This window comes from Oceanobacillus luteolus (assembly GCF_042678205.1).
Classification (GTDB): domain Bacteria; phylum Bacillota; class Bacilli; order Bacillales; family Amphibacillaceae; genus Oceanobacillus; species Oceanobacillus luteolus.
Map to the genome: position 1 here is coordinate 1 of NZ_JBHUDE010000075.1, position 1,359 is coordinate 1,359.

The 1,359-nt window shown below is 37.5% G+C and carries 2 protein-coding genes; both read left to right on the plus strand.

Annotated elements, in window-relative coordinates; translation table 11 throughout:
- Positions 1 to 499 (plus strand): helix-turn-helix domain-containing protein (locus ACFSBH_RS12230; protein ID WP_379597756.1); only part of this gene is annotated, 499 nt, incomplete at its 5' end.
- Positions 385 to 1,329, plus strand: a complete 945-nt coding sequence (locus ACFSBH_RS12235; RefSeq protein ID WP_251517881.1) for an IS3 family transposase — start codon at positions 385 to 387, stop codon at positions 1,327 to 1,329. The genes ACFSBH_RS12230 and ACFSBH_RS12235, both read left to right, overlap by 115 nt.
- Positions 1,330 to 1,359 lie beyond the last annotated feature (30 nt).

Genomic DNA, 1,359 nt, shown 5'->3' on the forward strand with positions numbered 1-1,359 from the left:
TGGTTATGCATTATTGGCGAGAAAATACAATATGCCGTCTGATACACCGATAAAAAATTGGGTTAGTGCTTATAAAAATCAAGGGGTGGAAGGGTTAAAAAGAAAAAATAGTAGGGAAGCATATCCTGTTCAATTTAAATTGGATACGATACACTTTATGTTACGGACAGGCGCTTCTTATCAGGAAACTGCGGATCAATTTATGTTAAACAATCCATCTCTAATTGCTCGTTGGATGATAGAGTTTAGAGAACAAGGAGTAGAAGGCCTGAAACAAAAACCAAAGGGGCGACCTTCTATGTCTAAGAAACCTAATAAGCAAAGGAAAAAGGAAGAAAAGTTAACACGTGAAGCAGAGTTAGAGCGTGAAAATGAACTACTGAGATTAGAAAATGCGTACTTAAAAAAGCTAAAAGCTTTCCGGGAAAATCCGAATGCCTATCTCGAAAAGCACAAGCAAAACTGGCATTCGAACTCAAAGAAGAAGGATTCCGATTAAAAGATATTTTCCTTGTGGTGGACATTCCGGAAGCAACCTATCATTATCACGTAAAAAACTTTGGAAAAGAAGATCCCGACACTGACCTAAAAGAACATATTACCCAGCTATTTAAGACGTTTCATGAACGTTATGGCTATAAACGGATAACGGATGAGTTACAGAAAGTAGGATACATTGTAAATCATAAAAAAGTGTATCGCCTCATGCGAGAGCTAGGATTAAAATGTGTTAAATTCATGCGTAAATCCCGTAAATACAATTCCTATAAGGGGAAGGTTGGCAAGGTATCGAAAAACCGTTTAAATCGTAGATTTAGTACCCCTATCCCGCTTCAAAAGTTAGTAACGGACATCACAGAATTCAAATGTTTAGGCGAAGAAAAACTATATTTAAATCCAATTCTTGACCTTTATAACGGAGAAGTTATTGCATTTGGCATCAAGAAACGTCCAACGCATGATCTTGTCATGGAACCTTTAAATGAAACAATAGAAATAATAAGGAATCACGCAACTTATCGCACTACAATCCATTCGGATCAAGGATGGCACTACCAGCACAACCTATGGGTGAAAACATTAAAGACAAATAACGTATTTCAAAGTATGTCGCGTAAAGCAACCTGCGCAGACAATGCTTCAATGGAGAATTTCTTTGGCATATTAAAGCAGGAAATGTATTATGGAGAGAAATTAGTGAGGTATGAAGAATTAAAACGCCGAATCGAGGAATACATCCACTGGTATAACCACGTACGAACCAAAGCAAAATTGGCTGGATTAAGTCCGATAGAATACCGAACTCAATCCAGCCAATCAGCTGCATAATAAAAACTCTAACTTTTAGGGGTCGCCACC